22 protein-coding genes and 1 pseudogene are annotated in these 25,760 nt (G+C 71.2%); 16 read left to right on the top strand and 7 right to left on the bottom strand.

Annotated elements, in window-relative coordinates; all coding sequences use genetic code 11:
- The first annotated feature begins 1 nt into the window (after nucleotide 1).
- From ACZ6B8_RS34075 to ACZ6B8_RS34090, 4 genes are all read left to right on the top strand, one after another.
- Entirely contained in the window at nucleotides 2-1,621 is a 1,620-nt protein-coding gene (locus ACZ6B8_RS34075; RefSeq protein WP_471609672.1) for a YifB family Mg chelatase-like AAA ATPase, read from the top strand.
- Nucleotides 1,618-2,775, top strand: coding sequence for a DNA-processing protein DprA (gene dprA, locus ACZ6B8_RS34080; protein ID WP_471609673.1), 1,158 nt, complete (start codon nucleotides 1,618-1,620; stop codon nucleotides 2,773-2,775). The genes ACZ6B8_RS34075 and dprA overlap by 4 nt, the downstream gene beginning before the upstream one ends.
- A gap of 398 nt (nucleotides 2,776-3,173) precedes the next feature.
- Complete coding sequence (whiG, locus tag ACZ6B8_RS34085; RefSeq protein WP_471086561.1) at nucleotides 3,174-4,016, top strand: RNA polymerase sigma factor WhiG; 843 nt, start codon at nucleotides 3,174-3,176, stop codon at nucleotides 4,014-4,016.
- A gap of 106 nt (nucleotides 4,017-4,122) precedes the next feature.
- Nucleotides 4,123-4,680 (top strand): TetR/AcrR family transcriptional regulator, encoded by a 558-nt coding sequence (locus tag ACZ6B8_RS34090; RefSeq protein ID WP_471609720.1) that lies wholly within the window; start codon nucleotides 4,123-4,125, stop codon nucleotides 4,678-4,680.
- Here ACZ6B8_RS34090 and ACZ6B8_RS34095 read toward each other — a convergent pair.
- Nucleotides 4,634-5,221: a murein hydrolase activator EnvC family protein gene (locus ACZ6B8_RS34095; protein WP_471086563.1), complete on the bottom strand. Its 588-nt coding sequence runs from the start codon at nucleotides 5,219-5,221 to the stop codon at nucleotides 4,634-4,636. The genes ACZ6B8_RS34090 and ACZ6B8_RS34095 overlap by 47 nt on opposite strands.
- Nucleotides 5,222-5,569: 348 nt before the next feature.
- Between ACZ6B8_RS34095 and rpsB the strand changes: the two genes are divergently transcribed.
- The 10 genes from rpsB (at nucleotide 5,570) to ACZ6B8_RS34145 (ending at nucleotide 16,397) form a co-directional block, all read left to right on the top strand.
- On the top strand, nucleotides 5,570-6,493 hold the full coding sequence (rpsB, locus tag ACZ6B8_RS34100; RefSeq protein ID WP_471086565.1) for a 30S ribosomal protein S2: 924 nt from the start codon (nucleotides 5,570-5,572) through the stop codon (nucleotides 6,491-6,493).
- Between the two features lie 99 nt (nucleotides 6,494-6,592).
- Nucleotides 6,593-7,429, top strand: coding sequence for a translation elongation factor Ts (gene tsf / locus ACZ6B8_RS34105; RefSeq protein ID WP_471086568.1), 837 nt, complete (start codon nucleotides 6,593-6,595; stop codon nucleotides 7,427-7,429).
- Nucleotides 7,430-7,611: 182 nt separating this feature from the next.
- Nucleotides 7,612-8,373 (top strand): UMP kinase, encoded by a 762-nt coding sequence (gene pyrH, locus ACZ6B8_RS34110; RefSeq protein WP_471086571.1) that lies wholly within the window; start codon nucleotides 7,612-7,614, stop codon nucleotides 8,371-8,373.
- A gap of 157 nt (nucleotides 8,374-8,530) precedes the next feature.
- The gene (gene frr / locus ACZ6B8_RS34115) at nucleotides 8,531-9,088 is read left to right on the top strand and encodes a ribosome recycling factor (RefSeq protein ID WP_355811774.1); all 558 of its coding nucleotides are present in this window, start codon (nucleotides 8,531-8,533) and stop codon (nucleotides 9,086-9,088) included.
- A 32-nt stretch (nucleotides 9,089-9,120) separates the two neighbouring features.
- The gene (locus ACZ6B8_RS34120; protein WP_471086575.1) at nucleotides 9,121-10,230 is read left to right on the top strand and encodes a phosphatidate cytidylyltransferase; all 1,110 of its coding nucleotides are present in this window, start codon (nucleotides 9,121-9,123) and stop codon (nucleotides 10,228-10,230) included.
- 96 nt (nucleotides 10,231-10,326) lie between these two features.
- Entirely contained in the window at nucleotides 10,327-11,433 is a 1,107-nt protein-coding gene (rlmN, locus tag ACZ6B8_RS34125; RefSeq protein ID WP_471086584.1) for a dual-specificity RNA methyltransferase RlmN, read from the top strand.
- A 243-nt stretch (nucleotides 11,434-11,676) separates the two neighbouring features.
- On the top strand, nucleotides 11,677-12,762 hold the full coding sequence (locus ACZ6B8_RS34130) for a thiamine ABC transporter substrate-binding protein (protein WP_471609674.1): 1,086 nt from the start codon (nucleotides 11,677-11,679) through the stop codon (nucleotides 12,760-12,762).
- Nucleotides 12,738-14,432, top strand: a complete 1,695-nt coding sequence (locus ACZ6B8_RS34135; RefSeq protein WP_471086591.1) for an ABC transporter permease — start codon at nucleotides 12,738-12,740, stop codon at nucleotides 14,430-14,432. Before ACZ6B8_RS34130 ends, ACZ6B8_RS34135 begins: the two co-directional genes overlap by 25 nt.
- Nucleotides 14,432-15,499: an ABC transporter ATP-binding protein gene (locus tag ACZ6B8_RS34140; RefSeq protein ID WP_471609675.1), complete on the top strand. Its 1,068-nt coding sequence runs from the start codon at nucleotides 14,432-14,434 to the stop codon at nucleotides 15,497-15,499. Before ACZ6B8_RS34135 ends, ACZ6B8_RS34140 begins: the two co-directional genes overlap by 1 nt.
- A gap of 106 nt (nucleotides 15,500-15,605) precedes the next feature.
- Entirely contained in the window at nucleotides 15,606-16,397 is a 792-nt protein-coding gene (locus tag ACZ6B8_RS34145) for a maleylpyruvate isomerase family mycothiol-dependent enzyme (protein WP_471609676.1), read from the top strand.
- A 41-nt stretch (nucleotides 16,398-16,438) separates the two neighbouring features.
- Here the strand turns inward: ACZ6B8_RS34145 and ACZ6B8_RS34150 are convergent, their stop codons facing one another.
- From ACZ6B8_RS34150 to ACZ6B8_RS34175, 6 genes and pseudogenes are all read right to left on the bottom strand, one after another.
- Nucleotides 16,439-17,587 carry an LOG family protein gene (locus tag ACZ6B8_RS34150; protein ID WP_471609677.1) on the bottom strand — a complete coding sequence of 383 codons (1,149 nt, stop codon included), beginning with the start codon at nucleotides 17,585-17,587 and terminating at the stop codon, nucleotides 16,439-16,441.
- Between the two features lie 38 nt (nucleotides 17,588-17,625).
- A complete protein-coding gene (locus ACZ6B8_RS34155) occupies nucleotides 17,626-18,030 on the bottom strand; it encodes a VOC family protein (protein WP_471086603.1) in 405 nt (134 codons plus the stop codon).
- A 130-nt stretch (nucleotides 18,031-18,160) separates the two neighbouring features.
- A complete protein-coding gene (locus tag ACZ6B8_RS34160) occupies nucleotides 18,161-19,336 on the bottom strand; it encodes a hypothetical protein (protein ID WP_471086606.1) in 1,176 nt (391 codons plus the stop codon).
- 533 nt (nucleotides 19,337-19,869) lie between these two features.
- A pseudogene (locus ACZ6B8_RS34165) lies at nucleotides 19,870-20,580 on the bottom strand (ABC transporter ATP-binding protein); the annotation flags it as partial.
- Nucleotides 20,581-20,796: 216 nt separating this feature from the next.
- Nucleotides 20,797-22,176, bottom strand: a complete 1,380-nt coding sequence (locus ACZ6B8_RS34170) for an aspartate aminotransferase family protein (protein WP_471086609.1) — start codon at nucleotides 22,174-22,176, stop codon at nucleotides 20,797-20,799.
- Entirely contained in the window at nucleotides 22,161-22,706 is a 546-nt protein-coding gene (locus tag ACZ6B8_RS34175; protein ID WP_355811804.1) for an Lrp/AsnC family transcriptional regulator, read from the bottom strand. Before ACZ6B8_RS34175 ends, ACZ6B8_RS34170 begins: the two co-directional genes overlap by 16 nt.
- A 162-nt stretch (nucleotides 22,707-22,868) precedes the next feature.
- Here ACZ6B8_RS34175 and ACZ6B8_RS34180 point away from each other — a divergent pair, with 162 nt between their 5' ends.
- Nucleotides 22,869-24,308 carry a gamma-aminobutyraldehyde dehydrogenase gene (locus ACZ6B8_RS34180; RefSeq protein ID WP_471609678.1) on the top strand — a complete coding sequence of 480 codons (1,440 nt, stop codon included), beginning with the start codon at nucleotides 22,869-22,871 and terminating at the stop codon, nucleotides 24,306-24,308.
- Nucleotides 24,309-24,593: 285 nt separating this feature from the next.
- Nucleotides 24,594-25,757: an ABC transporter substrate-binding protein gene (locus ACZ6B8_RS34185; RefSeq protein ID WP_471609679.1), complete on the top strand. Its 1,164-nt coding sequence runs from the start codon at nucleotides 24,594-24,596 to the stop codon at nucleotides 25,755-25,757.
- Nucleotides 25,758-25,760: the final 3 nt, after the last annotated feature.

Here is a 25,760-nt window from a genome sequence, read left to right on the forward strand (position 1 = left end):
GATGGGCTTCGCGCGTACGTGTTCCGTCGCCCTGGTCGGCGTCGAGGGCGTCGTCGTCGAGGTGCAGGCCGATCTGGAGCCAGGTGTCGCGGCGTTCACCCTGGTCGGGCTGCCGGACAAGAGCCTGAGCGAGAGCCGCGACCGGGTCAGGGCCGCCGTGGTCAACTCGGGCGGTGAATGGCCGCAGAAGAAGCTCACGGTCGGGCTCAGCCCCGCGTCGGTGCCGAAGGGTGGCAGCGGCTTCGACCTCGCGGTCGCCTGCGCCGTCCTCGGGGCCGCGGAGCGGATCGACCCCAAGGTCCTCGCCGACATCGTGATGATCGGGGAGCTCGGTCTGGACGGCCGGGTGCGGCCGGTCCGCGGAGTGCTGCCGGCCGTCCTCGCGGCGGCCGACGCGGGGTACGAACAGGTGGTCGTCCCCGAGTGCACGGCCGCGGAGGCGGCGCTGGTCCCCGGCGTCTCCGTCCTCGGTGTGCGCAGCCTGCGCCAGCTCATCGCGGTGCTCACCGACGAGCCGGTGCCGGAGGAGGAGCCGGACCAGACCGGGCGACCGGATCCGATGCTCGCCGGACTCTGTGTCCCCGGCACCGGTATCGGCACAGGGCTGGGCGAGGCCTTCGACGACGCCCACGCGCTGGACCTCGCCGACGTCGTCGGCCAGGCCTCGGCCCGGACGGCCGTCGAGGTCGCCGCGGCAGGCGCGCACCACCTCTTCCTGCAAGGACCACCGGGAGCCGGCAAGACGATGCTCGCGGAGCGGCTGCCCGCCGTCCTGCCCCGGCTGACCCGGGAGGAGTCCCTGGAGGTCACCGCGGTCCACTCGGTGGCCGGCATGCTGCCCCCGGGCAGGCCCCTGGTGGACGTCGCGCCGTACTGCGCGCCGCACCACTCCGCGACGATGCAGTCCCTCGTGGGCGGCGGCAAGGGAATCGCGCGGCCGGGAGCGGTGTCCCTCGCTCACAGAGGAGTGCTTTTTCTCGACGAGGCTCCTGAATTCAGCACCCAGACCCTGGACTCCCTGCGCCAGCCCCTCGAAGCGGGCCACGTGGTGATCGCGCGGAGCGCGGGGGTGGTGCGGCTGCCCGCGAAGTTCCTGATGGTGCTCGCCGCCAACCCCTGCCCGTGCGGCAGGCACACCCTGCTGGGCGACGGCTGCGAATGCCCGCCCGCCGTCATCCGCCGCTACCAGGCCCGCCTCTCGGGCCCGCTGCTCGACCGCGTCGACCTGAAGGTCGAGGTGGAGGCCGTCACCCGCTCCGAGCTTGCCGGGTACGGCACCCGCGGGGAGTCCACCCGGACCGTCGCCGACCGGGTGCGCGCCGCGCGGGAGAGGGCGGCGGCCCGGCTGGCCGGGACGGGCTGGCGGACCAACAGCGAGGTCCCCGGCCATGCGCTCCGCACCCGCTGGCCCGCCGCTCCCGGCGCGATGGACGCGGCCGAGCTGGACCTGGAGCGGGGCTTCTTGACCGCCCGCGGCCTGGACCGTGTTCTGCGGGTGGCCTGGACCGTCGCGGACCTGGCGGGACGCGACCGGCCCGACGCGCAGGACGTCGCCCTGGCCCTGCAACTGCGGACGGGCATCTCGCGCGGCGTGCCGATGGTGATCGGGGCGGCGACATGAAGGGTGAGCCGTCGGAGGGGGAGCGGCTCGCCCGGATCGCGCTGACGCGGGTGCTGGAACCGGGGGACACGACCGGTGGGCGCTGGTTGCGCGAGGTCGGGGCCGAAGAGGTGCTGCGCCGGCTCGGCGGTGCCGACGAGCGGCTGCCGGGGGCGAGCGCGCGACGGTGGGAGGGGTTACGGGCGAGGGCGGCCAAGGCGCGGCCGGAGCGGGACCTGGCTTCGGTGCGGGATGTCGGGGGGAGGTTCGTCTGCCCGGGGGACGCGGAGTGGCCGGCGACCCTGGACGACCTGGGGGACGCGCGGCCGGTCGGGCTCTGGGTGCGGGGGCGGCCGTCGCTGCGGATGTGGGGGCTGCGTTCGGTGGCCGTCGTGGGGGCGCGGGCCTGTACGCAGTACGGCGCGCACATGGCGGCCGGGCTCGCCGCGGGGCTCGCGGAGCGCGGCTGGGTCGTGATCTCCGGCGGGGCGTACGGCGTGGACGGGGCCGCGCACCGTGGGGCGCTGGGGGCCGGCGGTGCCACTGTGGCCGTGCTCGCCTGCGGCGTCGACCGGGCCTATCCGCGCGGGCACACCGAACTGATCGACAGGATCGCGGAACAGGGGCTGGTCGTCGGCGAGTTGCCGCCGGGAGAGCATCCGACGCCGAGCAGATTCATCCTGCGGAACAGGGTGATCGCGGCGTTGACCCGGGGGACAGTGGTGGTGGAGGCCGCGTACCGCAGCGGGGCGCTCGCCACGGCGCGCAGCGCTCAGGAGTTGGGGCGCTTCACCATGGGGGTGCCCGGGCCCGCGACCAGCGGGCTGTCGGCCGGGGTGCATGAACTGCTGCGGGGTGACGGTGTGCTGGTGACCGACGCCGCCGAAGTCGTGGAGCTGGTCGGCGACATGGGGGAGCTGGCGCCGGTCAGACGAGGGCCCGTCGTGCCGCGTGACCTGCTCGGTCCCGGTGTGCAGCGCGTCCTGGCCGCGCTGCCCGCGCGGGGTCGGGTGGCGGTACGGGATGTGGCGGTCGGCGCCGCGACCACCGAGGATGACGCGGTCGGGCGGCTGTACGAGCTTCAGTCGTTGGGGTTCGTCGAACGACACGGCGACGGCTGGCAGTTGACACGCCAGGTGAATCCGCCCGTGTCGGCCGACGAAGAGGGTTCGTGACCGAGCGTGTTCCGCCGGACGGATGACCCCCGACAACCTTGGGAAATCAGGCAGTTGATAGACCGGGACAGTCACGCTGAGCGATCGATCGCACACTCCGAGGCGTCAAGCGGAACGTATCTGCGCACGCGCGATCCCATACTCTTCGCACACTGCGACAGTTCAGTCACGCTACGCTCACGAGGATTCCGGCACGGACAGGCAATCAGGCGGACGACCTCATTCACCCCACGCACACTCCCCACCGCACCGACTCGAGCGACACCGGCGCCCCCACCGGCTCGCGCGACCTCCCCGAACCCCGCGACCCCACCGGTTCCCGCGACCTCCCCGGTCCGCGCGACCGCACGGGATCCCCCGACCTCACCAGTTCACGGCAGAACGGCTCAAGGCGACGAATGCCCCAGCACACCTCAGGGTCCGACCGGGCAGCGGTTCCCCCCGCCGCCCGTAGCGGCGAGCAGGAGCGGCCCCCCGCGCCCTCGTCGCTGGACGAGCTGTGGCGTTCGTACAAGGAGACGGGTGACGGGCGGCTTCGGGAGCAGCTGATCCTGCACTACTCACCGCTGGTGAAGTACGTGGCGGGGCGGGTCAGCGTGGGTCTGCCGCCCAACGTGGAGCAGGCCGACTTCGTCTCGTCCGGGGTGTTCGGGCTGATCGACGCGATCGAGAAGTTCGACATCGAGCGCTCCATCAAGTTCGAGACGTACGCGATCACCCGCATCCGCGGGGCGATGATCGACGAACTGCGGGCGCTCGACTGGATCCCCCGGTCCGTACGGCAGAAGGCGCGCAACGTGGAGCGGGCCTACGCCACCCTGGAGGCGCAGCTGCGGCGTACTCCCTCCGAGGGGGAGGTCGCCGCGGAGATGGGCATCGCGCTGGAGGAACTGCACGCGGTTTTCAGCCAGTTGTCGCTGGCGAACGTGGTGGCCCTGGAGGAGCTGCTGCACGTCGGCGGCGAGGGCGGCGACCGGCTCAGCCTGATGGACACGCTCGAGGACCACGCGGCTGACAACCCCGTGGAGGTGGCCGAGGACCGGGAGCTGCGGCGGCTGCTGGCCCGGGCGATCAACACCCTGCCGGAGCGCGAGAAGACCGTCGTCACGCTCTACTACTACGAGGGCCTCACCCTCGCCGAGATCGGCAACGTCCTCGGGGTGACCGAGAGCCGGGTGAGCCAGATCCACACGAAATCCGTGTTGCAGCTGCGGGCGAAGCTGGCGAGTTTTGGACGCTGACCTCGCTGAATCGTCCCTGCCCCGGTCGGTGCGCGCACGGTGGCGGCTCCCGTGCGCGGCGCCCCGTCCGTAAGGTGGAGCCGTGCCAAGGATTCGAGCGGCCTCAGTGGCCGAGCACCGGTCGATGCAGCGCGGCGCCCTGCTGGACGCCGCGCGTTCCCTGCTGTCCGAAGGCGGTACGGAGGCGCTGACCTTCCCCGCTCTCGCCGAGCGCACCGGGCTGGCCCGGTCGTCCGTGTACGAGTACTTCCGGTCGCGGGCAGCCGTGGTGGAAGAGCTGTGTGAGGTCGACTTCCCCGTCTGGGCGGCGGAGGTGTCGGCGGCGATGGAGCGCGCGGAGTCGGCCGAGGGCAAGGTCGAGGCGTATGTGCGGCGGCAGCTGGCCCTGGTGGGGGACCGGCGCCACCGCGCCGTGGTCGCCATCTCCGCGAGCGAGCTCGACGCGGGGGCCCGGGAGAAGATCCGTGCCGCGCACGGCGGGCTCATCGCGATGATCGTCGAGGCGCTCGCGAGCCTGGGGCACGAGCAGCCCCGGATGGCGGCGATGCTGCTGCAGGGGATCGTGGACGCCGCGGTGCGGCGGATCGAGCTGGGTGCCGCAGAGGACCCCACCGCCATCACCGAGGCGGCCGTGGCCATGGCTCTTCGGGGCGTCCGGGGCTGAGGCCTCGTCCGCCGGTGTGCACCGGCAGCAGCCGGGACGGGCCGTGGTGCCGCAGTCGGGGGGACAGCAGGCTCAGCGGGTCCAGATAGGTGCCTGCCCTGCGCAGGCCCCAGTGCAGACAGCTTCCCGGGCAGTGTCCCGTCGGGAACTCCAGGGTGCCCACCACCTCGCCGGCCGCCACCCGCGCTCCCTTCTTCAGCGACGCCGACCTCCGCACCGGCTCGTACGTCGTGCGCAGCGGCGGGTCGCCCGTGCCGTCCAGCTCCACCGAGACCACACCCCGGCCCGCCACCCGCCCCGCGAAGGCGATCCGGCCCGCGGCCACCGCCCGTACCGGACCGCCCGGTGGCGCGGTGAGATCCACGCCGCGGTGGCCCGCGCCGTACGGCGTCGCGGGCGGGTCCCAGGCGCGGACGACCGGCGGGCGGGTTCCGACCGGCCAGACGGTGGCCGACGGCGCGGGCACGGGCGGTGCCGCACGCGGGGTGAGGACGGTCGCGAGCAGGGCTGCCAGCGCGGGCAGCAACAGTTCCAGGCGCATGCGAGAACCGTCCTCCACCCGGCTCCGCCGTGGGGATCATGGTCCGGATCTGTGGACGGCCGGGCGGTTGTGGACAACGCCGTCACCCGGTCGTGGGCGGCAGGGCGGGCTCCCGGGCGGCAGCGCGGCGGCCGACCGTACGGCGGCGTCACCTGCCACCCCGTGGGTCCCGTACACTTCTGGTGGCGATCCGGGTCACCGGGTCGACTTCGCACGCCCCGCCACCTGGCCATGAAAAAGCCGGTGTCAGCGCCCCTCGGTCCCTCGTGGGCAAGGCGCACTGCGGGCGTCAGGCGCGAGTGCCGTCCGGCACACGCGGCACAACCGAGATTCTCAAGGAGAACGGCCATGGCCGTCGTCACGATGCGGGAGCTGCTGGAAAGCGGCGTCCACTTCGGTCACCAGACCCGTCGTTGGAACCCGAAGATGAAGCGCTTCATCTTCACGGAGCGCAACGGCATCTACATCATCGACCTGCTCCAGTCGCTGTCGTACATCGACCGCGCCTACGAGTTCGTCAAGGAGACCGTCGCCCACGGCGGCACGGTCATGTTCGTCGGCACGAAGAAGCAGGCGCAGGAGGCCATCGCGGAGCAGGCCACCCGCGTCGGCATGCCTTACGTCAACCAGCGCTGGCTGGGCGGCATGCTCACCAACTTCTCGACCGTCTACAAGCGTCTGCAGCGCCTCAAGGAGCTCGAGCAGATCGACTTCGAGGACGTCGCCGCTTCCGGTCTGACCAAGAAGGAGCTTCTCGTGCTCTCGCGCGAGAAGGCCAAGCTGGAGAAGACCCTCGGTGGTATCCGCGAGATGCAGAAGGTGCCCAGCGCCGTCTGGATCGTGGACACCAAGAAGGAGCACATCGCGGTCGGTGAGGCCCGGAAGCTCAACATCCCGGTCGTCGCCATCCTCGACACCAACTGCGACCCCGACGAGGTCGACTACAAGATCCCGGGCAACGACGACGCGATCCGCTCCGTCACCCTGCTCACCCGCGTGATCGCCGACGCCGTCGCCGAGGGCCTCATCGCCCGTTCCGGCGTTGCCACCGGTGACTCCAAGCCGGGCGAGAAGGCCCAGGGCGAGCCGCTGGCCGAGTGGGAGCGCGACCTGCTCGAGGGCGAGAAGAAGGCGGACTCCGAGGAGGCCAAGGCCGAGGAGCCGAAGGCCGCCGAGGCCGAGGCCGAGGTTCAGAAGTCCGCCGAGACGGAGAAGGCCGCCGACGCCGAGCAGGCCGAGGCCCCCGCCGCCGCGGACGCCGAGCAGGCCTGACCTCAGGTTCGGTAAGTGACGGCGGGGGCCCGATCGGCCCCCGCCGTTCACCCGTAGACCTTCGTAGATCTTTCAGACTCCGAGAGAGAAATTTCGATCATGGCGAACTACACCGCCGCTGACGTCAAGAAGCTCCGTGAGCTCACGGGCGCCGGCATGATGGACTGCAAGAAGGCGCTCGACGAGGCCGAGGGCGACGTCGACAAGGCCGTCGAGGCGCTCCGCATCAAGGGCCAGAAGGGCGTCGCCAAGCGCGAGGGCCGCTCCGCCGAGAACGGCGCCGTGGTCTCCCTCATCGCCGACGACAACACCTCCGGTGTCATCGTCGAGCTGAAGTGCGAGACGGACTTCGTCGCCAAGGGCGACAAGTTCCAGGCCGTCGCGAACAACCTCGCCGCCCACATCGCCAAGACCTCCCCGGCCGACCTCGAGGCGCTGCTCGCCTCCGAGATCGAGGCCGGCAAGACCGTCCAGGCGTACGTCGACGAGGCCAACGCCAACCTCGGCGAGAAGATCGTCCTGGACCGCTTCGCGCAGTTCTCCGGCGCCTACGTCTCCGCGTACATGCACCGCACGATGCCCGACCTGCCCCCGCAGATCGGTGTCCTCGTCGAGCTCGACAAGGCCGACGCCGACGTGGCCAAGGGCATCGCCCAGCACATCGCCGCCTTCGCGCCGAAGTACCTCTCCCGCGAGGACGTCCCGGCGGACGTCGTCGAGTCGGAGCGTCGTGTCGCCGAGGAGACCACGCGCGCCGAGGGCAAGCCCGAGGCCGCCCTCCCGAAGATCGTCGAGGGTCGCGTCAACGGCTTCTTCAAGGAGGCCACCCTCCTCGGTCAGCCGTACGCGCTGGACAACAAGAAGTCGGTCGAGAAGGTTCTCGCCGAGGCCGGTGTCACCCTGAAGCGCTTCTCGCGCATCAAGGTCGGCATCTGAGTCCGTACCGCGATCGACGGTAGACCCCGCTAGGGTCGACAGCGGTCGCCCGCGCACGGTCCTCGTGCGCGACGTACGACCGCAGGATCTGACGAGGAGGCCACTGCCGAGCATGGGATGCGAACACCCCGCCGGCAGTGGCCTTCTTCGCATGTGTGCCAAGTAAGAGAAGCGAGAACCACATGACCACCAAGGCCGACTCGAAGAGTGACGACGACAAAGTTGCCGGACGCTTCCTGCTGAAGCTCTCCGGCGAGGCGTTCGCCGGTGGAGGCGGCCTCGGGGTCGATCCCGACGTGGTGCACGCCATCGCCCGTGAGATCGCGGCCGTCGTACGGGACGGCGCGCAGGTCGCCGTCGTCATCGGCGGCGGCAACTTCTTCCGCGGCGCCGAGCTCCAGCAGCGCGGCATGGACCGGGCCCGTTCGGACTACATGGGCATGCTCGGCACCGTCATGAACTGCCTCGCCCTGCAGGACTTCCTGGAGAAGGAAGGCATCGACTGCCGCGTCCAGACCGCCATCACGATGGGCCAGGTCGCGGAGCCGTACATCCCGCTGCGTGCCGTGCGCCACCTGGAGAAGGGCCGTGTGGTCATCTTCGGCGCGGGCATGGGCATGCCGTACTTCTCCACCGACACCACCGCCGCGCAGCGCGCCCTGGAGATCGGCGCCGAGGCGCTGCTCATGGGCAAGAACGGCGTGGACGGCGTCTATGACTCCGACCCCAAGGCCAACCCCGACGCGGTGAAGTTCGACGCCCTCGGCTACGGCGAGGTCATCACGCGCGACCTCAAGGTCGCCGACATGACCGCGATCACGCTGTGCCGGGACAACAAGCTGCCCATCCTGGTCTTCGAGCTGCTCTCCACGGGCAATATCGCCCGGGCCGTCAAGGGTGAGAAGATCGGCACACTCGTGGGCGACCAGGGAAGCCGGGCCTGACCCCAGAGACCTGGGCCTGCCTCAAGCGACGGGCGCGAGACGTCACTTGAGAGGGATGGACAAAGCCCTGCCGGTCGGACACCGTGCAGGCAAGAGACGCGACGCAGCCGGCCGCCCCGTGCTAGCCGGGCCTACTCAAGACACGCAGGAGCAAGTGGTGATCGAAGAGACCCTCCTCGAGGCCGAGGAGAAGATGGAGAAGGCCGTCGTGGTCGCCAAGGAGGACTTCGCCGCGATCCGCACCGGCCGTGCGCACCCGGCGATGTTCAACAAGATCGTGGCGGACTACTACGGCGCGCTGACGCCGATCAACCAGCTGGCCTCGTTCTCGGTGCCCGAGCCGCGGATGGCCGTGGTGACCCCGTTCGACAAGAGCGCGCTGCGCAACATCGAGCAGGCGATCCGCGACTCCGACCTCGGCGTCAACCCGAGCAACGACGGGAACATCATCCGGGTGACGTTCCCGGAGCTGACCCAGGACCGCCGCAAGGAGTTCATCAAGGTCGCCAAGACCAAGGCCGAGGACTCCAAGATCTCGATCCGTTCGATCCGTCGCAAGGCCAAGGAGGCCCTCGACAAGGCGATCAAGGACGGCGACATCGGCGAGGACGAGGGCCGCCGCGGCGAGAAGGAGCTCGACGACACCACCGCGAAGTACGTCACGCAGGTGGACGAGCTGCTCAAGCACAAGGAAGCCGAGCTGCTCGAAGTCTGAGGCTCGAGTCCGAGGAATCAGGGAACCGATTCGTGAACGACTCTTCCTGGGGGGCGCCGCCCAGAGCCGGGTATTGGGGGCCGCCCGACCAGGGACCCGGTCAGGGGGCGACCCCGCCAGGTCCCGCGTACGATGCGCAGGACGCGCTGTTTCCGTCCGAGACGCAGCCCATGCCCATCGTGCCCGACGTACCCGTGACCGGCTCGGACCAGGACGACGGCCGGGGGGCCACTCGGATGGGCGGCCCCCTGTTCCGTGACGAGCCCTCGCAGGAGCCCATGCCCAGCGCACCACAGCCGCAGCCGGCCCCGGCCGCCCCGCAGAAGAAGAGCGCGGGCCGCGACCTCGGGGCGGCCATAGGAGTCGGTGTGGGACTCGGCGCGGTGATCATCGCGTCGCTGTTCGTCGTGAAGGCCGTCTTCATCGGCGTCATAGCGGTGGCCGTCGTCGTCGGCCTCTGGGAGCTCACCTCGCGGCTCGAGGAGCGCAAGGGCATCAAGGCGCCGCTGGTGCCGCTCGCGGTGGGCGGCGCGGGGATGGTCGTCGCCGGATACGTGCGCGGGGCCGAGGGTGCGTGGGTCGCGATGGCTCTCACCGCGCTCGCGGTCCTCGTCTGGCGGATGACCGAGCCGCCCGAGGGCTATCTGAAGGACGTCACGGCGGGGGTCTTCGCGGCGTTCTACGTCCCGTTCCTCGCGACGTTCGTGGCGCTGATGCTCACCGCCGACGACGGCCCGTACCGGGTGCTGACGTTCCTGCTCCTGACCGTGGTCAGCGACACCGGGGCGTACGCGATCGGCTGGCGCTTCGGCAAGCACAAGCTGGCGCCGCGCATCAGCCCCGGCAAGACCCGTGAGGGCCTGGTCGGCGCGGTCACCTTCGCGATGGCGGCGGGCGCGCTCTGCCTGCAGTTCCTCGTCGACGACGGCGCGTGGTGGCAGGGCCTGGTGATCGGCTTCGCGGTCGCGGCGAGCGCGACGCTCGGTGACCTCGGCGAGTCGATGATCAAGCGGGACCTCGGCATCAAGGACATGGGCACGCTGCTGCCGGGCCACGGCGGCATCATGGACCGCCTGGACTCGCTGCTTCCGACGGCGCCGGTGGTCTGGCTGCTGCTCGTTCTCTTTGTCGGGTCGGGCTGAGCCGCACACCGACTGACCTGCGTGTTCGTGGGTGAGGGGTCCGTTGTCCACAGGGCGGCGGGCCCCTCCTCGTATGTCTGCGACACTGGAAGGACCATGCCTAAGCCCGGAGAACTCACCTTCGTCGCGCCCCGCGGAGCCAAGAAGCCGCCGCGGCACCTCGCCGACCTCACGCCCGCCGAGCGGAAGGAAGCCGTCGCCGCCACCGGCGAGAAGCCGTTCCGCGCCAAGCAGCTCTCGCAGCACTACTTCTCGCGGTACGCGCACGACCCGGCCGAGTGGACCGACATCCCCGCCGGCGCGCGCGAGAAGCTGCGTGAGGCGCTGCTGCCCGATCTGATGTCCGTGGTGCGGCACATCAGCTGCGACGACGACACGACCCGCAAGACGCTCTGGCGGCTCTTCGACGGGACGCTCGTGGAGTCCGTCCTGATGCGCTACCCGGACCGGGTCACCATGTGCATCAGCTCCCAGGCGGGCTGCGGCATGAACTGCCCGTTCTGCGCCACGGGCCAGGCCGGCCTGGACCGGAACCTGTCGACCGGCGAGATCGTGCACCAGATCGTGGACGGCATGCGGGCGCTGCGGGACGGCGAGATCCCGGGCGGGCCCGCGCGGCTGTCCAACATCGTCTTCATGGGCATGGGCGAGCCGCTGGCCAACTACAACCGGGTGACCGGCGCCATCCGCCGGCTCACCGACCCGGAGCCCGACGGCCTCGGCCTGTCGCAGCGCGGGATCACGGTGTCGACGGTGGGGCTCGTGCCCGCCATCCACCGGTTCTCCGACGAGGGCTTCAAGTGCCGCCTGGCGATCTCGCTGCACGCGCCGGACGACGAGCTGCGCGACACCCTCGTCCCGGTCAACACCCGATGGCAGGTCCGCGAGGTGCTCGACGCCGGCTGGGAGTACGCCGCGAAGTCGGGCCGCCGCCTCTCCATCGAGTACGCGCTGATCCGCGACATCAACGACCAGGCATGGCGTGGTGACCGGCTCGGCCGGATGCTCAAGGGCAAGCCGGTGCACGTCAACCTGATCCCGCTGAACCCGACGCCCGGCTCGAAGTGGACCGCCTCGCGGCCCGAGGACGAGAAGGCGTTCGTGGAGGCCATCGCCGCCCATGGCGTGCCGGTCACCATCCGGGACACCCGCGGCCAGGAGATCGACGGCGCGTGCGGACAGCTCGCCGCCGCCGAGCGGTAGACCGGGCGCGAGGTACTCTGACCGGCGTACGGCTCGTACACACATCTGCATATTCCGACAGGGGAGCGCCACAGCGCTGAGAGTGCGGCACCTTGGACAGGTGGGCCGCAGACCCTCTGAACCTCGCCCAGGTCATTCTGGGTAGGAAGTTCGGGCATCACTCAAGCTGTAGCGTCCTGCCCGCGTGCCGCCCGGCCCGCGGGCGGGGCCGCGTCTCTTCCTGGTCACCCAGGAGGAAATCCAGTGAGTACCACCAAGAAGGTCACGTCCACCGCGGTGGCGGTGGGCATCGGGCTCGTCGCACTCACCGCGTGCGGCAGTTCCGACGGCGGCTCGGGGGCGTCCGGCTCCAAGACCGTGACGCTCGTCAGTCATGACTCCTTCAACGTCTCCAAGAGTGTGCTGAAGGACTTCGAGAAGCGCTCGGGGTACAAGGTCCACGTCCTCAAGGACGGGGACGCGGGCGCCGCCGTGAACAAGGCGATCCTCTCCAAGAACAATCCGCAGGGTGACGTCTTCTTCGGCGTCGACAACACGCTGCTCTCGCGGGCCCTCGACAACGGGCTCTTCCAGTCGTACCGGGTCAAGGGCGCGGAGAAGATCAAGCCGGAGTTCCTGGCCGACGGGGACAGGAGCCGGGTGACGCCCGTCGACAGCGGCGACATCTGCGTGAACTACGACAAGAAGTACTTCGTCGACAAGAAGCTGGCGCCGCCGAAGTCCTTCGAGGACCTGACGAAGCCGGCCTACAAGAACCTGCTCGTCACCGAGAACACCTCGACGTCCTCGCCCGGCCTCGGCTTCCTGCTCGGCACCGCCGCGAAGTACGGCGACAAGGGCTGGGAGGGCTACTGGAAGAAGCTCAAGGCCAACGGCGTCAAGGTCGTCGACGGCTGGGAGCAGGCCTACAACGAGGAGTTCTCCGGTTCGGCCGGCGGCAAGAAGGCCAAGGGCGACCGGCCGCTCGTCGTCTCCTACGCCTCGTCGCCGCCCGTCGAGGTGCTCTACGGCAAGCCGCGGCCCAAGGAGGCCCCGACCGGCGTCGCGACCGGCACCTGCTTCCGTCAGGTGGAGTACGCGGGCCTGCTCAGCAACGCCGGCAACACCAAGGGCGGCAAGGCGCTCCTGGACTTCCTCGCGGGGCAGAAGTTCCAGGAGGACATGCCGCTGAACATGTTCGTGAACCCGGTGCGCGAGGGCGTGAAGCTGCCCGCGCTCTTCACCGAGCACGGCGTGACGGTCGACGACCCGCAGACCATGGATCCGAAGAAGATCGCCGACAACCGCGAGCCGTGGATCAAGTCGTGGACCTCGCTCGTACTGAAGTAGCGGCCGAGGCGAAGGCCCGCGGGGGCCCCGGCCCGGGGAGTGCGGCGCGGCTCGGCCTGATGGCCCTGCCCGTCGCGTTCTTCGCGCTCTTCTTCGCCTACCCGGTCACGGCGATCGTCGCGCGCGGGCTGCACATCGACGGCGTCTGGCGATTCGGCCGGATCGTGGACGTCCTCGGGCAGTCCGACATCCGGCACGTGCTGTGGTTCACCACCTGGCAGGCGCTCGCCTCGACCGCGCTCACGCTGCTGATCGCGCTCCCCGGTGCGTATGTCTTCGCGCGCTTCGACTTCCCCGGCAAACAGGTGCTGCGGGCGGTCGTCACCGTGCCGTTCGTGCTGCCCACGGTCGTCGTCGGGACCGCCTTCCTCGCGCTGATCGGGCGGGGCGGGCTCTTCGACGAGCTGTGGGGGCTACGGCTGGACACCACGGTCTGGGCGATCCTCCTCGCGCACGTCTTCTTCAACTACGCGGTCGTCGTGCGCACCGTCGGCGGGCTCTGGTCCCAGCTCGACCCGCGCCAGGAGGAGGCCGCGCGGATGCTCGGCGCCTCGCGCTGGAGAGCGTGGCGGACCGTGACGCTGCCCGCGCTCGGCCCCGCGGTGGCCGCCGCCGCGCTCATGGTCTTCCTCTTCACCTTCACCTCCTTCGGCGTCGTGCAGATCCTCGGCGGTCCCGCGTACTCGACGCTCGAAGTGGAGATCTACCGGCAGACCGCCCAACTGCTCGACCTGCCGACGGCCGCCGTCCTGACCATCGTGCAGTTCGTCGCGGTGGGCCTGATCCTCGCGATCCACGCCTGGACGGTGCGGCGGCGCGAGAGCGCGCTGAAGCTCGTCGACGCGTCCACGGTGGCGCGCCGACCGCGCGGCGCCGGACAGTGGACGCTGCTCGGCGCCGTCATGGCGACGGTCGCCCTGCTGATCCTGCTGCCGCTCGGGGTGCTGATCCAGCGCTCCCTCGACGGCCCCGACGGCTACGGATTCACCTACTACCGGGAGCTGACCTCGGCGGACGGCGGCGCCTTCCTCGTGCCGCCGATCGAGGCGATCGGGAACTCCCTGCGGTACGCGGTCGTGGCCACCGCCATCGCCGTCGTCATCGGAGGGCTCGCGGCCGCTGCCCTCACCCGCCGCGCCGGGCGGCTCGTGCGCGGCTTCGACGCGCTGCTCATGCTGCCGCTCGGGGTCTCCGCGGTGACCGTGGGCTTCGGCTTCCTGATCACCCTGGACAAGCCGCCGCTCGACCTGCGGGCCAGCTGGATCCTGGTGCCGCTCGCGCAGGCCCTGGTCGGCGTGCCCTTCGTCGTACGGACCATGCTGCCCGTGCTGCGCGCGGTGGACGGGCGGCTGCGGGAGGCCGCGGCCGTGCTCGGGGCGTCGCCGCTGCGGGCGTGGCGGGAGGTCGACCTGCCGATGGTGCGGCGGGCGCTGCTGATCGCCGCCGGGTTCGCCTTCGCCGTCTCCCTCGGTGAGTTCGGGGCGACCGTCTTCATCGCGCGGCCCGACAACCCGACGCTGCCGGTCGCGGTGGCGCGGCTGCTCGGCCGGGCCGGCGACCTCAACTACGGCCAGGCGATGGCCCTTTCGACGATCCTCATGGTGGTGTGCGCGGTGTCCCTGCTGCTCCTCGAACGCGTCCGGACCGAGCGCACGACAGGGGAGTTCTGATGGCGACCGCCGCGGGGAAGGTCTCGAAGCAGGACTCCGCCTCGTCCGCGCTACTGGGGCTGCGGGAGGCGACGGTACGTTTCGGGGCGCGGGCCGCGCTCGACGCCGTGGACCTCGATGTCGCCGAGCACGAGATCGTCTGCGTCCTGGGGCCGAGCGGCAGCGGGAAGTCGACGCTGCTGCGCGCGGTGGCCGGGCTCCAGGGGCTCGACGCGGGGCAGGTGCTGCTCGCCGGGCGCGACCAGCGCGGGGTGCCCGCGCACAAGCGGGGCGTCGGCCTGATGTTCCAGGACCACCAGCTCTTCCCGCAGCGCGACGTGGCGGGGAACGTCGCCTTCGGGCTGCGCATGCACGGTGCGTCGCGGGGCGAACAGGCCGGCCGGGTCGCCGAGTTGCTGGAGCTCGTCGGCCTGCCGAACGCGCAGCGCCGCGCGGTGGCCTCGCTGTCCGGCGGCGAGCAGCAGCGGGTGGCGCTCGCGCGGGCGCTGGCCCCGCGGCCGCGGCTGCTGATGCTGGACGAGCCGCTGGGCCAGCTCGACCGCTCGCTGCGGGAGCGTCTCGTCGTCGAACTGCGGGAGCTCTTCGGCGAGTTGGGTACGACGGTGCTCGCCGTGACGCACGACCAGGGCGAGGCCTTCGCGCTCGCCGACCGCGTCGTCGTCATGCGCGAGGGGCGCATCGCCCAGTCCGGCACACCGCTGGAGGTGTGGCGGCATCCGGCGGACGAGTTCGTGGCGCGCTTCCTCGGCTTCGACAACGTCATCGAGGCGACGGTGACCGGCGCGTCCGCCGCCGCGGCGTGGGGCGCGGTCCCGGTGCCGGCGGGGACGCCCGCCGGACGGCACACGATCCTGGTGCGGCCTGCCGGGGTGCGGCTCGTCCCCCTCGGCGAGGGGCTGCGGTGCGAGGTGGTGGCCCGTACGTTCCGCGGCACGCACGTCGCCGTGCGACTGCAGCCGAAGGAGGGCCCACGCCTGGAGGCGGCGTGCGCCCTGCGCCAGGCACCGGAGGTGGGAGAGACGGTGGGGGTCGCGTTCGACGCGGACGACGTGGTGGTGCTCGACTGAGGCGGCGGCCGCCAGGCGGATGCGTGATGTGGGTGGGTCACGCGGGTGCGTCATGCGGGCGCGAAATGCGGGTGCCATCCCGCGGCAGTCGATCTACTGTTCGCCCATGACGTCACTGAGTCACGAGCGGTACTGCGACGAAGTCGCCCGGCAGATCGACCTCTTGAGGGCCACGCTGAAGGGAGCCGACCTCTCGGTCACCGTACCGACCTGCCCCGACTGGACGCTGGCGGAGCTCGCCCGGCACACCGGCGGCGCGGTCCGCTGGAGCGAGCGGCTGGTCGCGACGCGCGCCGAGCGGGACATCCCGGAGGAGGACATCCCGGAGTGCGGGGGCCCCGAGGGTGACGACCCGGCCGCCCTCGACGCCTGGCTGGCCCGGACCGCCGAGCTCGGCGCCGAGACCTTCCGCGCCGCAGGACCCGACGCCTCCGTCTGGTCCTGGAGCGGTGACCACCGGGCCGGTTTCTGGGCCCGGCGCATGACGCACGAGCTGGCCGTCCACCGCGCGGACGCGGCGCTGACCGCCGGGGTGGCGTACGAGATCGAACCGGACGTCGCGGCCGACGCGATCGACGAGTGGCTGGACCTCGTCGCCCTCGCCCAGCGCACCGACCCGGAGGACAGCGCGGCCGAACTCAAGGGCGCGGGCCGCAGCATCCACCTGCACGCCACCGATGCCCCCGACGGCCTCGACGCCGAGTGGCTCATCGAGTTCGGCGAAGACGGTTTCGCCTGGCGGCGCGGGCACGCGAAGGCGGACGTGGCCCTGCGCGGCCCGCTCACGGAGGTGCTGCTCGCCTTCTACCGCCGACGGCCGCTGGACAGCGGTCTGGTGGAGGTGCTGGGGGAGCGGGAGTTGCTGGACTTCTGGCTGGAGCGGGCGTCCTTCGGGTGATGTCTCGCCCTGCGTGGCCGCCCCCGCGCCCGGGTCGTCCGTCAGTTCGCCGGTGCTGATCCGCCCAGTTCGCGCAGCGCCTCCGGTGCGTCCTCCACTCGGTCGACCAGGGCGATCCGTGACGCCATCGGACGGTCCTCGGCCAGTGACCGCAACAGGGGCCATACCGGGAGGTGTTCGGTCCAGTGGGTGCGGTCGACCAGGACCATGGGGGTGGGTTCGCCGCGCGACCCGTAGTAGTTGGGGGTCGCGTTGTCGAAGACCTCCTGGACCGTGCCCGCCGCGCCCGGCAGAAAGACGACGCCCGCGTTCGAGCGGGCCAGGAGCCCGTCCTCGCGGGTGGCGTTGGCGAAGTACTTGCCCAGGTGCGAGGCGAACGCGTTCGGCGGCTCGTGGCCGTAGAACCAGGTGGGGATGCCCACCGACGAGCCGCCGGCCGGCCAGCGCTCGCGGACGGCGAAGGCCGCCCGCGCCCAGTCGGTGACCGAGGGCGTGAACGAGGGCGCCTTGGCGAGGAGTTCGAGGGACTCGTCCAGCATCGCCTCGTCGAAGCCGGCCGCGTAGGCGCCGAGGTTCGCCGCCTCCATCGCGCCGGGACCGCCGCCCGTCGCGACGGTGAACCCCGTGCGGGCCAGCGCCCGGCCGAGCCGCGCCGCCTCCGCGTAGGCGTCCGTGCCGCGGGCCATCGCGTGGCCGCCCATGACGCCCACCACCCGCGCGCCGACGAGGTGTTCGTCGAGGGCGTCGGAGATGGAGTCGTCGTGGATGGCGCGCAGCATCGACGAGAAGACGTCACCGTCGGCCTTGGTCCGCTGGAACCAGGCGTACGCGTGGGCGTCCGGCGTCGCCTCGTAACCCCCGTCGGCGAGGCCGGTGAACAGGTCCTCGGGGGAGTACAGGAGCCCGCGGTAGGGGTTGAACGGCAGACCGGGGACCGGCGGGAAGACGAGCGCGCCACCGGCCCGTACCTTCGCCGCCGCGTCCTCGCGCATCGGACAGCCGAGGAAGACGGCGCCCGCGACGTTCGCCGCGAGGAGCGCCGAGGTGCGCTCCGTCAGGTCGACGGCCTGGACGCGGCAGCCCGCGAGGGCGCCGCGGCGGCAGACGTCGTCGAACTCGGCGAGGGTCTCGATCTCACGGTCCCCGCCGGGGAGTTGCGGGGCGGATGCGTGTTCGGGAGTCGGCTGCATCCGCCCATGCTAAGCAGGGGCACCCACCGGGGGCTCGCTCAGCCCTGGACCTGCGAGGGGTCCATCCACATGATCTCCCAGGTGTGGCCGTCCAGGTCGTCGAAGGCGCGGCCGTACATCGTGCCGTAGTCCTGGACCTTGCCGGCCGTGCCGCCCGCGGCGACGGCCGCGTCGACGAGCTCGTCGACCTTCTCCCGGCTCTCGGCGCTCAGACAGAGCAGCGTCTCACTGGTCTTCGTGGCGTCCGCGATCTCCTTCTGCGTGAAGTTCGCGTAGTGCTCCTTGCTCAGCATCATCGCGATGATGGTGTCGCTGATCACCACACAGGCGCACTCGTCGGTCGTGAACTGCGGGTTGATCGCGTACCCGAGCTCCGTGAAGAACTTCTTCGACGCGGCGACGTCGTCCACGGCCAGGTTCACGAAGATCATCTGCTGGTACATGAGTGTCTCTCCCGGTGAGTGCGTGTGCCTTACGGAGGGGTAGACACCCGTTCGACGCGGAACTCATCGCCGGTCGCGCACTTTTCTCCGACGACTTGTCATGGAGCTCCGCGACACCGTCCGCCGGCCGTCAGCGGGCCAGCGGGACCGCCGCCAACTCCGCGATGATCCAGGTCAACGGGACGAACACGGCGGCGAGCGCGCCCGCGCGGAGCGCCGCGGAGCCACGCAGCAGTGTCGCCGGCGCCCCGAGCCGCAGCAGCGCGTCCGTCGTCTGCGTACGGGACTGCCGTGCCTCGACGGCGGACGTGGCGAGGGTCAGCGCGGCGCAGCCCGCGACGAGCAGCCCGCCGAGCGCGGTGAGCGGCCCGACCTCGGGGCTCGGCCCCGCGTACAGCACGATCGAGGCGTACGCGCCGGACGCCACCGCGCACAGCACACCGAGCGGCCGGCCGATGCGCCGCGCCTCCTCCTGCAGGACGCGCCCGGCGAGCAGCCGCAGCGCGCCGGGGCGTGCCGCCTGCAGGATCCGTCCGCTGAGATACGTGAGGCCGGGGCCGGCCAGCACGAGGCCGAGGGCGGTCAGCGCCCAGCCGGCGAGGACGCCGGCCGGACTGCCGTCGGCGCCGCCCGGCATGGGGAACCCGGTGCGCGGCCGGACGTCGGAGCGGCTCGCGTACGTCTCGACGGCGAGGCCCGCCGCGAGCAGCGCGACCCCCCAGGGCAGGCCGCCCGGCGGCCGGGCCGGAGCGTCCGGTTCCCCGACGGGCTCCGTCCCCGCCTCCGCGCCGGTGGCCTTGACGGGCCGGGGCCGCAGCACCACGGCGCTGGCGACCGACGCGGCGACCGGGACGAGGGAGAGCAGGGTGAGCGCCCCGGCGAGCGGCAGCGGGCGGCCGCCCGCGAGCAGGTCGGTCGCGGCCCCGTCGAAGGGCAGACCGCTGATGTCGCCGCGCAGATGCAGGAAGAAGAGCAGCGCCACCATCGAGCCGAGGACGCAGGAGACGGCGGTGGAGACCGCGGCGAGCACCATCAGGCGGCCGGGGCCGAGGCCGACCGCGGAGAGTCCGCTGCGCGGCCGGGTGGCGGGGTCGGTACGGGCCACGGCGACGGCGAAGTACACGGTGGCGGCGATCGGCGCGACGCACCAGGCGAGCCGCAGGACGGCCCCCGCTCCGGGGTGCTCCATCGCGTACGCCAGGGTGCACAGCAGCAGGAAGCCGGTGCCGGCGGACGCGGCGGCCACGAGGAGGCGCCGCAGCTGGACGAGCGGGTGGGCGCCGCGGGCTAGACGGAGAGCGAGCACGCGGCCCGACCTTCCGTCGTCGGGGCGGCGGAGGTGGCGGTGGCGGCTGCGGCGCCGAGGGCCTGGACGGCGGCGGCTGCCGGTCCGGAGGCACCGGTGGCAGGTGGTGGGTCGGTGGTGCCTGTGGCGCCTGTGGTGGCTTCGGCGCCGGGGGTGGGGGCGGGGGCCGTGGAGGTGGGGCCCGGGGTGTCGTCCGTGACCCGCACGGTGGCGGCGCTGACCGGGTGGTCGCCACCCGCCGTACCTGTACTGGCCGTGCGCGCCTCACCCGTACTGGCCGTGCGCGCCTCACCCGTACGGGCCGTACCCGCCGTCCGCACGGCATCCGCACCGGCACCGGCACCGGCCCCGGCCCCGGCATCCGCACGTGCACCGACATCCGCGCCGGCACGGGCATCCGCATCCGCACCCGCCTCGGCGCCGCCGCCCACGGCGATCGCGTTACCCTCATCGGCCGCGCCGGCCCCCGCCGGAGCCGGCGCCGCCGCGGTGGCCGTGTCCCTGGTCCCGCCCGCGTCCTGGCCCCGTACGACGCCCGCGAGCCCCTCCGCCCCCGGCAGGTGGAGCGTGTTGACCCGGCGGCCGTCGAGCAGGGTGACCGTGCGGTCGGCGAGGGTGGCGACCTCCGCGTCGTGCGTGGCGAGGACGACGGTGATGCCGTGCGAGCGGGCCGCCGTCGTCAGCGTGCGCAGCGCGTGCGCACGGTCCGCGCGGTGCAGCGTCGCGGTGGGCTCGTCGGCGAAGAGCACGTCCGGCGTGGTGACGAGGGCGCGGGCGATGGCGACGCGCTGCCGCTCGGCCTGGAGCAGGGCGTGCGGACGCTTGCGGGCGCACCCGCCGATGTCGAGGCGTTCGAGCCACTCCAGGGCGGCGGGCTTGGAGACCCGGTGCGACGCGCCGCGCAGCATCAGCGGCAGGGCGACGTTCTCCCAGGCGGTGAGCTCGGGCACGAGCTGCGGCTCGGGGTCGATCCAGCCGAAGCGGTCGCGGCGCAGCCGTTCGCGCACGAGCGCGCCCATCGTGTGGACGGGGGTGCTGTTGAACCAGACCTCGCCCTGCTGGGGCAGCCGCTGGCCCGACAGGCACTGCAGGAGCGTCGTCTTGCCGCAGCCGCGCGGGCCGTTGACGGCGAGGATCTCGCCCTCGCGGACACCGAGCGAAACGCCGGTGAGGGCGGGGGAGCCGTTGTGTGTGACGTGCAGTGCGCGTGCCCACAGCACGTCGTTGTCCGGCGGGGCCACCATGGCGTACACCTCGGTTCAGATCAGCTCGACTCCCCCGTACGGGGGAACGAAGGCGGGGCCGATCGGTCACTGGGCACGCTATGGATTCGGGCGGACATGCCCGGAAACGACGCGGCCCGGGGGCGCCCGTTCTCACTCGAACGGACGCCCCCGGGGCCGGTGTTGATCACTCGATCACACGACAACACAGGTCGGCGACGAGCGGTGCCTGGCGGCTCAGAGCTTGGTCCACGCCTCCGTGAGGACCTGCCGCAGCACGCCCTCGATCTCGTCGAAGGTCTCCTGGGTGGAGATCAGCGGCGGGGCGAGCTGGACGACCGGGTCGCCGCGGTCGTCGGCACGGCAGTACAGGCCGTTGTCGTAGAGCGCCTTGGAGAGGAAGCCGTACAGGACGCGCTCGGTCTCCTCGTCGTTGAAGGACTCCTTGGTGTCCCGGTCCTTCACCAGCTCGATGCCGTAGAAGAAGCCGTTGCCTCGGACGTCGCCGACGATCGGCAGGTCGAGCAGCTTACGGAGGGTCTGGTAGAACGCGTCCTCGTTGTCCAGGACGTGCTGGTTCAGGCCCTCCTTCTCGAAGATGTCGAGGTTGGCGAGGCCGACCGCGGCCGACACGGGGTGGCCGCCGAAGGTGTAGCCGTGCAGGAAGGTGTTGTCGCCCTTGTAGAACGGCTCGGCGATCTTGTCGGAGACGATGCACGCGCCGATCGGGGAGTAGCCCGAGGTCATGCCCTTGGCGCAGGTGATCATGTCCGGTACGTAGCCGAACTTGTCGCAGGCGAACATCGTGCCGAGCCGGCCGAAGGCGCAGATGACCTCGTCCGAGACGAGCAGCACGTCGTACTTGTCGCAGATCTCGCGCACGCGCTGGAAGTAGCCGGGCGGGGGCGGGAAGCAGCCGCCCGCGTTCTGCACCGGCTCCAGGAAGACGGCGGCGACCGTCTCCGGGCCCTCGAAGAGGATCTCCTGCTCGATCTGGTCGGCGGCCCAGCGGCCGAAGGCCTCGGGGTCGTCGCCGTGGATCGGGGCGCGGTAGATGTTGGTGTTCGGCACCTTGTGCGCGCCGGGGACCAGCGGCTCGAAGGGGGCCTTGAGGGCCGGCAGGCCGGTGATGGACAGGGCGCCCTGCGGGGTGCCGTGGTAGGCGACCGCGCGGGAGATGACCTTGTACTTCGTGTGGTTGCCGGTGAGCTTGTGGTACTGCTTCGCCAGCTTCCACGCGGTCTCGACGGCCTCGCCGCCACCGGTGGTGAAGAAGACCTTGTTGAGGTCGCCCGGCGCGTAGTCCGCGAGGCGCTCGGCGAGCTCGACGGCCTTCGGGTGGGCGTAGCTCCACACCGGGAAGAAGGCCAGCTCCTGGGCCTGCTTGTAGGCGGTCTCCGCGAGCTCGTGGCGGCCGTGGCCCGCGTTGACGACGAAGAGGCCGGACAGGCCGTCCAGGTACTTCTTGCCCTTGTCGTCGAAGATGTAGGTGCCCTCGCCACGCACGATGGTGGGGACGGGCGCGTTCTCGTACGACGACATGCGGGTGAAGTGCATCCACAGGTGGTCGTAGGCGGTCTGGCTGAGGTCCTTGCTCACGGCTATCGGGTTCCCCACATATAGGTCTGCTTCTTGAGCTTGAGGTAGACGAAGCTCTCGGTGGAGCGCACGCCGGGGAGGGCGCGGATGCGCTTGTTGATGACTTCGAGCAGGTGGTCGTCGTCTTCGCAGACGATCTCCACGAGGAGGTCGTGCGAGCCCGCGGTCATCACCACGTACTCGGCCTCCGGCATGGCGGCCACGGCGTCCGCGACCGGGTCCACATCGCCCTCGACGTCGATGCCGACCATCGCCTGCCTGCGGAAGCCCACGGTGAGCGGGTCCGTGACGGCGACGATCTGCATGACGCCCTGGTCGAGCAGCTTCTGGACGCGCTGGCGCACGGCCGCCTCCGACAGGCCCACGGCCTTGCCGATGGCGGCGTACGGGCGGCGCCCGTCCTCCTGGAGCTGCTCGATGATCGCCAGAGAGACGGCATCCACGGGGGGAGTGCCGTTCCCATTGCCGCTTCCGCCCGGGTTTCCGGTGCGGGAGCCGCGGGGGCTGCTGGGGTCTGCGCTGCGACTGGCCACAACTTCACTGTGCACGACGTCTCGTCACTTCCGCAAGGCCAGATCGATGAAATTCGTTGTCTGAGTCTTCAATCATCACGGATTCCGCAGTTCTGGGCCGCTGGGTATGTTGAAAGCGTCGGTATAGCGACTAGGGTGGGTGTCTCATCCACTGGACATCTGACTGGAGGGCCGGAAGTGACCACCGAGCTGCGCCGTCTGCGCAACTACATCAACGGAGAATTCCGGGACGCGGCCGACGGACGGACCACCGAGGTCATCAATCCGGCGACCGGCGAGGCCTACGCCACCGCGCCGCTGTCGGGTCAGGCCGACGTGGACGCCGCCATGAAGGCCGCCGCCGACGCGTTCCCCGCCTGGCGCGACCTGACGCCCGCCGAGCGGCAGAAGGCCCTGCTCAAGATCGCCGACGCGTTCGAGGAGCGGGCCGAGGAGCTCATCGCGGCCGAGGTCGAGAACACGGGCAAGCCGATCGGACTCACCCGGTCCGAGGAGATCCCGCCCATGGTCGACCAGATCCGCTTCTTCGCGGGCGCGGCCCGGATGCTCGAAGGCCGCGCGGCCGGCGAGTACATGGAGGGGCTGACCTCCATCATCCGCCGTGAGCCGATCGGTGTCTGCGCGCAGGTCGCGCCGTGGAACTACCCCATGATGATGGGCGTCTGGAAGTTCGCCCCGGCGCTCGCCGCGGGCAACACGGTCGTCCTGAAGCCGTCGGACACGACGCCCGCCTCGACCGTCCTGATGGCCGAGATCATCGGCTCCATCGTGCCGCCCGGCGTCTTCAACGTCGTCACCGGCGACCGCGACACCGGCCGCGCCATGGTCGAGCACCCCACCCCCGCGATGGCCTCCATCACCGGCTCCGTGCGCGCCGGCATGCAGGTCGCCGAGTCCGCCTCCAAGGACCTCAAGCGGGTCCACCTGGAGCTGGGCGGCAAGGCGCCGGTCGTGGTCTTCGAGGACACCGACATCGCCAAGGCCGTCGAGGACATCTCGGTCGCGGGCTTCTTCAACGCGGGCCAGGACTGTACGGCCGCCACGCGCGTGCTCGTCCACGAGTCCATCCACGACGAGTTCGTGACGGCGCTCGCCAAGGCCGCCGCCGACACCAAGACCGGTCAGCCGGACGACGAGGACGTGCTGTACGGGCCGCTGAACAATGCCAACCAGCTCAAGCAGGTCTCCGGCTTCATCGACCGTCTCCCGGCTCACGCCAAGGTCGAGGCGGGCGGCCAGCGCGTCGGCGAGAAGGGCTACTTCTACGCGCCGACCGTCGTCTCGGGCCTCAAGCAGGACGACGAGATCATCCAGAACGAGGTCTTCGGCCCCGTCATCACCGTGCAGTCCTTCACGGACGAGGCGCAGGCCGTCGAGTACGCGAACGGCGTCGAGTACGCCCTCGCGTCCTCGGTGTGGACCAAGGACCACGCGCGCGCGATGCGGATGTCCAAGGTGCTGGACTTCGGCTGCGTGTGGATCAACACCCACATCCCCCTCGTCGCCGAGATGCCGCACGGCGGCTTCAAGAAGTCCGGTTACGGCAAGGACCTCTCCTCGTACGGGTTCGACGACTACACGCGCATCAAGCACGTGATGACGTCCATCGAGGGCTGAGCCCTCCACCCCCGCGTGGTGTGACCTCGCGACCGCCCCCACGTACCGTCGGGTACGTGGGGGCGGCCGTGTGTGGTCGTCCTCGACGCCGAACTTCCGCGATCGAAGCCGAACTCCCGTGCCCGCGCAGCCTTCCGCGGCTCGCCGAGGTGGGTCGGGGCCGGGTCCGATCGACAAGGTGTCGGCTCCCGGCGGCGGGGCTCGACGCTGCGTCCATTGCGGGTGTCCCGCGCGCGGGCGCATGCTGCCGGGGTGCGAGCGAACCCCGGCCCCATAGCCTCCCCCGTGTCCCGCCGTTCCCTGCTGCGTGCCCTCGGCGGCGGGGCGGCCGTCAGTACGCTCGCGGGGTGCGGGGTGCCCGCCGCGTACATCGCGCCGGGGGACCGGTCGGCGGGCGACCGCTCGGCGCGCGACGGGAAGCTGACGTTCGCCAACTGGCCGCTGTACATCGACACCGACGACGAGAACAAGACCAAGCGCCCCTCGCTGGACGCCTTCGAGAAACGGACCGGCATCGACGTCCGCTACACGGAGGAGATCAACGACAACGACGAGTTCTTCGGCAAGATCAGCCCGTCCCTGATGAACCACCAGGAGACCGGCCGCGACCTCATCGTCATCAGTGACTGGATGTGCGCACGGTTCGTGCGGCTCGGCTGGGTCCAGGAGATGGACCGGACACGCCAGCGGAACGTCACCGAGCACCTGGACCCGCTGCTGCGCTCACCGCACTTCGACCCGGGCCGGAAGTTCACCGTGCCGTGGCAGTCGGGCATCACCGGCATCGCGTACAACAAGCGCAAGGTCGGCCGGGAGATCAAGCACGTCTCCGACCTGTGGGCGGACGACCTCAAGGGCCGGGTCACCCTCCTCTCCGGCCTGGACGAGGCGTTCGCGCTGCTGCTCCAGGGCGACGGCGTCGACATCACGAAGTGGACGGCGGACGACTTCCACCGGATGTGCGACAAGGCCGAGAAGATGGTGCACTCCCACCACATCCGCCGCTTCACCGGCAACGACTACATCAAGGACCTCTCCAGCGGCGACGTCCTGGCCTGCCAGGCCTACAGCGGCGACGTGATCCAGCTGCAGGCGGACGACCCGGACATCGCGTTCGTCGTCCCCGAGGAGGGCGCGGAGCTGTGGGCGGAGTCCCTGATGATCCCCAACCTGGCCCGCCACAAGCGCAACGCGGAGAAGCTCGTCGACTACTACTACGAGCCGGAGGTCGCGGCGGAGCTCGCGGCCTGGGTCAACTACGTCTGCCCGGTCCCCGCCGCCCGCGACATCCTCGCCTCCTCCAAGGACAAGGAGCGCGCGGCGCTGGCGGAGGACCCGCTGATCTTCCCGGACGACGCGATGCGGGGGCGCCTGGCCATCGCCCGGGACATCACGTCGAAGGAGCGGACGGAGTTCGCGAAGCGGTGGAATGCGTTGGTGGGGCTGTAGGAG

The sequence above is a fragment of the Streptomyces sp. NPDC041122 genome (genome assembly GCF_055592445.1).